3 protein-coding genes are annotated in these 3,932 nt (G+C 76.1%); 2 read left to right on the top strand and 1 reads right to left on the bottom strand.

Features of this window, described 5'->3' with window-relative positions; genetic code table 11:
• Nucleotides 1-66 precede the first annotated feature (66 nt).
• Nucleotides 67-1,233, bottom strand: a complete 1,167-nt coding sequence (locus ACI8AK_RS23165) for a YveK family protein (RefSeq protein ID WP_456958190.1) — start codon at nt 1,231-1,233, stop codon at nt 67-69.
• Nucleotides 1,234-1,704: 471 nt separating this feature from the next.
• Here ACI8AK_RS23165 and ACI8AK_RS23160 point away from each other — a divergent pair, with 471 nt between their 5' ends.
• Entirely contained in the window at nt 1,705-3,231 is a 1,527-nt protein-coding gene (locus ACI8AK_RS23160; RefSeq protein WP_456958188.1) for a sugar transferase, read from the top strand.
• Between the two features lie 127 nt (nt 3,232-3,358).
• Nucleotides 3,359-3,932 (top strand): hypothetical protein (locus ACI8AK_RS23155; RefSeq protein ID WP_456958186.1); only part of this gene is annotated, 574 nt, incomplete at its 3' end.

Raw genomic sequence — 3,932 nt, 5'->3', positions numbered from 1 at the left:
CCCCGCGACCGGTGGTCGCGGGGCGGGGCCGTTCGCGGTGTGCGGCGGCGGGGGACCGCCGGCCGGTCAGGGGCCGGCGGGGACCCGCTCGCCGGCAGCCGGGACGGCCGGCCGGGCGGGCGTGGTGTCGCCGGAGGCAGCCCGCCCCGTCCGGCGGGACGGGAGGAGGACGACCGAGAAGAGACCCGCACCCACGGCGGCGAGCAGCGACCGCGCCTCGCGCAGGTCGGCGGCCTCCGTCCGGCCGGCGGTGACGACGAGCACGGCGCCGTCGTTCTCCCGCGCCAGGCGCCGCCACTCGCGGGCCGGGGCCGAGGCGGACGCGACGGTCAGGCGGGCGCCGGCCGGCAGGACGGTCGCCGCGTCCTCGCCCGGCTCGGCCACGACGACCGGGGTGCCCCCGTCGACGAGCTCGGTGGCCAGCGCGGTGACCAGGTCGTGCGCGGCCTGCGACTCGTCGGGCGAGGCCGGGAGGACGACGGCCCGCACGGAACCGTCGTCGTCCACCGGCTCCAGCTGGCGGGCGAGCATCGCCACGGGCCGGCCGGTCCCGCGCCGGCGCCGGCTGCGCCGGGCGGCGACGGCGTGGACGGTCAGCTCGTCCCCGCCGGCGCCCCAGGCGGTGCGGACGTCGTCCACGGTGTGCAGCCGGGTGTCCGCGCGACTGCGCAGCACGGCGACGGCGGCGCCCAGGGTGAGGCCGACGAACAGGCCGAGGCCCAGCACCAGTCCGGGGACGGGGAAGACGGGCGACGAGGGGACGGTGGCCGGGTCGGTCACGGTCAGGTCCACCGGCGAGACGCCGTCCTGCCGCTCCTCGAGGTCCTCGACCGCCGTGCTGAAGCGCTCGGCGACGGCGTTGGCGACCGCGGCGGCGCGGGCGGGGTCCTCGTCGGTGACGGAGACGTCGACCTGCGAGGTGTCGGGCGGGTTCACCGCGGCGACCCGCGCCCGGAGGTCGGTGACGGACTCGTCGAGCGAGAGCTCGTCGATGACAGGGCCGAGCACGGTCTGGCTGCGGGCGACGTCGGGGTAGGTCGTCACCCGCTGGCTGACGAACTGCGACCCGCTCGTCCCGTCGCCCGAGCTGGCCACGAACACCTGCGCGGTGGTCGTGTACGTCGGCCGGACGGACAGCACGACGACGAGGGCGACGAACAGCCCGGTGAGCGCGATCGCCGCCCACGTCGCCCAGTACCGGCGCAGGGCCGTCCCGTAGTCCCGGAGTTCCATCTCGCCCACCCTCTGGAGCCCCACCGACGCACCCGTGGGGCCCTCGGCCCAGCGCGCCGTCCCGGCCTCCCCGGAGTGGCCCCGGTCGAGGCTAGGGCGCACCGGACTCCACCGGACCCGGCCGGCGGCACCGGCTCACCCCATGGGAGGGGCCGGCGCTGCGTCCGGCCGCAGGCCGCCGACCATCGTCGCCCCTCGGCCTCCCCACCGGGAGTGCAGGTCCTTGATCGTTCAGGCTCCTCGTGCGTCGTGACTCACTGTGGTCGGGATGGCACCAGCGATCCGGGACCTAGGGCCCGAATCGGGGATGCCGGGGTCGAGAGGGGTTGCGCTGCGTCACGGCGTCTGGTGGCCTGACCCAGCCTGCGGCGGACCGGTCCCCACGGATCCCGGCCGCCGTCGGATGCAGCGGGGGGCGTCCACGAGCGCTGTCCGCGCCTGTCAGCGATGGCAGGGAGGGGGGCGACGCACGTGGCGCTGGACTTGCCGGACGTGGGGACGACGGCCGTCCCGGCACCGCGGGCACCGCTTCGCGAGGCGGCGTCCGGCCCCCTCCCTCCTGGTGCGACGGCGGCCGGCGCGCTCGGCGTCGGCCGCCGGCCGCTGCGCTGGGTGCGCCGGTACGTCACGGCCGCCGTCGCGACCGACCTCGTCGCCGCCGCGGTGTGCGGGGTCGGCGCTCACTTCATCCGGTTCGGCACCGACGTCGGCTGGGGGACGCAGGTCGCGGTCGCGGTGTTCCCCCTCGTGTGGGTGGCGGTGGTGGCCCTCGGCGGCGGCTACGACGCGGCGACCATCGGCACCGGCAACGAGGAGTTCCGCAGCGTCCTCCAGGCGGGGCTCGCCGGGCTCGCCGCCATCGGGTTCGCCTCCTACGCGGGGAACTGGCAGCTGTCCCGGGCCCTGGTCGTGATCGCCGTGCCGTCGACGGTCGTGGTCAGCGCGGTCGGGCGGCACCTCCTGCGCCGGTGGGTGCACCGGCTGAGAGCCGGCGGGCGGTGCATGCGGACGGTGCTCGCGGTGGGTCGCGAGCGGGCGGTGCTCGACCTCGTCCGCCAGCTGCGGCACGAGCGGCACTGCGGGATGACCGTCGTCGCGGCCTGCGTCCCGCGACCCGACGACGCGTCGCTGCTGCGCGCGGAGGGCGTGCGGGTCGTGGGCGACCTCGCGCACGTGCCGGAGGTCGTCTCGGCGTGGCAGGTCGACGCGGTGGCGGTGACCAGCAGCAGCGACACCGCCGCGACCTACCTGCGGCGGTTGTCCTGGCAGCTCGAGGGGACGGGCGTGGAACTGCTCGTCGCGCCGGGGCTCATGGAGGTCGCCGGGCCGCGCATGCACGTGCGGCCGTTCGTCGGACTGCCGCTGGTGCACGTGGAGGAGCCGCACTTCACCGGCCCCAAGCGCCTGGTCAAGGCGTCGCTGGACCGGATCGGGGCGGTCCTGCTCGTCCTGCTCGCACTGCCGGTCCTCGTCGTCCTCGCCGCCGCGGTCCGCCTCGACAGCCGCGGCCCCGTGCTCTTCCGCCAGGTGCGCATCGGTCACGCGGGCAAGCCGTTCACCATGCTCAAGTTCCGGACGATGACCGCCGACGCCGAGGCGCGCCGGGGGGAGCTGGGTGCCCGGAACCAGAACGCCGACGGGCTGCTGTTCAAGGTCGCCGGTGACCCGCGCATCACCCGGGTCGGCCAGTTCCTCCGTCGGCACTCGCTCGACGAGCTGCCCCAGCTGCTCAACGTCCTGCTCGGCCAGATGTCCCTGGTCGGCCCGCGCCCGCCCCTGCCCGAGGAGGTCGCGCGCTACGACGACTCGGTCCGCCGCCGGCTGCTGGTCAAGCCGGGGCTGACCGGCCTGTGGCAGGTCTCCGGCCGCAGCGACCTGTCCTGGGAGGAGGCCGTGCGCCTGGACCTCCGGTACGTCGAGAACTGGTCACTGGCGCTGGACCTGATGATCCTGTGGAAGACCTTCCGGGCCGTGGTCCGGGCCGACGGTGCCTACTGACATCGCCGGCGGGCGCCGCCACGCCTGCTCGACGTCGTCGCCGTGACGGCCGCACACTGCGGCATGGGATCGGTCCGGACGCCCCTGCCCGACCCGGCGTCGGCGCGCTGACCGGCCGGGGACCACCGTGGCGACCCAGGTCCCGTCCGAGAGACGGCCTTCCCGGGGCACGGCGCGGCGGCTGCTGCTGGCGGCCACGGCCGCCGTCGTCCTGCTCACGGTGGCCGTGACCGGCGATCCGTCCGCCCGGCGCGGCGTCCTCGCCCCGGCGGCAGGTCCGCCTGCCGCGACCACCGGCACGGGCCTGCCCGTGCAACCGGCCGGGCTCTTCTTCGGTGCCGCGTCGGGTGCGGAGGCCTACGCGCACCCGGGCGGTCTGGTGGTGGCGGGCCGGGACAACTTCCAGGACCCGGTGTTCGAACAGGTGTCGGCCGCCGGGGGCAGCGTGCTGATCTACCTCGACGCGATCGTCGACAACGACCACGGCCGTTACCACGACATGCTCCTCAACGCCTCGGTCTGCGGGCCGGCGGCCGCGCGGTGGCCGGGCGACCACCGCGCCAACGAGTGGGGGCACCTCACCGACTTCCGGGTCGGGTCGGTGCTGCAGGCCAAGCTCCGGTGCGTGCTGGAGACGATGGTCGTGGAGAACCCGCACATGGCCGGCTGGTTCGCCGACGACCTGGGTTCGCGGTCGTGGT

Source organism: Geodermatophilus sp. SYSU D00867 (assembly GCF_054050315.1).
The sequence above is the reverse complement of the archived record's forward strand: the minus strand, read 5'-3'. Positions and strand labels throughout refer to the sequence as shown.

Coding starts and splice junctions, on each gene's coding strand:
- ACI8AK_RS23165 (WP_456958190.1), bottom strand. CDS start 1,233: ATGGAACTCCGGGACTACGGGACGGCCCTGCGCCGGTACTGGGCGACG.